Origin of the sequence: Pseudomonas sp. WS 5412 (assembly GCF_012985615.1) — a bacterium.
GTDB lineage: Bacteria > Pseudomonadota > Gammaproteobacteria > Pseudomonadales > Pseudomonadaceae > Aquipseudomonas > Aquipseudomonas shahriarae.
The window spans coordinates 1-1,303 of sequence record NZ_JAARMB010000057.1 but is presented as its reverse complement, the minus strand read 5'-3'; the positions used below and the strand labels follow the sequence as shown (position 1 = coordinate 1,303).

At 53.1% G+C, this 1,303-nt stretch carries 1 protein-coding gene; it reads right to left on the bottom strand.

All coding sequences use genetic code 11. From position 1 onward, the window contains the following. Window positions 1-37: 37 nt before the first annotated feature. Window positions 38-1,213 carry an integrase core domain-containing protein gene (locus HBR94_RS28335; protein ID WP_170045909.1) on the bottom strand — a complete coding sequence of 392 codons (1,176 nt, stop codon included), beginning with the start codon at window positions 1,211-1,213 and terminating at the stop codon, window positions 38-40. Between the last annotated feature and the right edge of the window lie 90 nt (window positions 1,214-1,303).

Sequence of the window (1,303 nt, the reverse complement as noted above, 5' to 3'; positions counted from 1 at the left end):
TGTACGGGACAACCACATAGGTTACAAAAAAGTGCATTCACATAGGTGACACTTTGATTGAAACATACCCGTTCTTTGCGTCTCTAGCATCGACACGGCCTAGGATCACAGGCCCGAAGATCACCTCCCAGACATCATCTCGAATTAGCTCCATTCCAATGGTCTGATGCTTGAGCAGATTGCCTATGTAGATCCTAAGACCTGCTCGATTGATGATTCCATTACTATCAGCCAGGTAACACTCCACGTGGCTCGCATACCCCATTTCAGGCAGCTTTTCCGGGTAAGCGCGGGGTGAGGGCAAATAACATGAGACTGTTGTTTTCTGGCCAAGCGCCTCGTGCCCTCGCTCATGATTGTAGTGCTGCATAAAGCGATCAAAGTGTTTCTGCTGAGCTTCCCAAGCAATCGCCGCTGGTTGGGGCAAAGTGCTTTTCAGGGTTCGGTGCATCCTTTCATGGCGCCCATTCTGATCTGGGCGGCCGGGCTCAATTCGCTCAGGGATAATCCCCAACCGCAGCCACCAGATCGACAGCTGTGATAACCCTGCACGGCCCGTGCTGGCAAACGGTATGCCGTTGTCGGTCCGAATACGTTCAGGCAAGCCATACTCGCGAAAAACACGCTCGAAGGTTTGTTGGGTTTCTTTGAAGTTGGTATTGCGCATGCCCTGGCAGGCCAGCAGAAAGCGGCTGGCATGGTCCATGATCGTCAGCGGGTAACACCACACTCCGGCCCCTGTCAGAAACTGCCCCTTGTAGTCAGCGCTAAAGAGCTGATTTGGGGTTTCTGCCTTGCACAGGGGCTTTGGATAGACAGCCACGCGCTGACGCACACGCCGAGGTGCAATCAGATCAGCGGCCTTGAGGATGTTGTAAATGGTTGTTTTCGAGGGTGGATCCTGCCCGGGAAAACGCTGGCGCAAGTCGTTCTGAATCTTCTTCGGCCCGGGAATAGTCTCCCCGATAGAGCGAAGCTCGATAATTGCTTGCCTGATAGCAAGAGGCACAACATAGGTTTGATTGTGCCGGCACCGGCTACGCTCTTCGAGCCCTCTAGGCCCTTCAGCCTCGTACCGCTCGACCCATTTGTAGCCAGTCTTCCGACTGACCTGGTAGTCGCGGCACAGCTGGCTAAAGGTATCTCTTTCAGCCAAATAGGCGGCGATGAACATCACTTTGAGGTCCATAGGTTTCAGCTCTTCCCAGGGCATGGTCAGATCCTCACAAAATCGACCCTGCCAGTTAATAACTGTTACCTATGTGCGTGAACTGATTTGTAACCCATGTGGGTGAGTCATACC

What these genes read in the sequence shown, in the direction of transcription:
- HBR94_RS28335 (WP_170045909.1), bottom strand. Translation starts at nt 1,213, where the DNA reads ATGCCCTGGGAAGAGCTGAAACCTATGGACCTCAAAGTGATGTTCATC.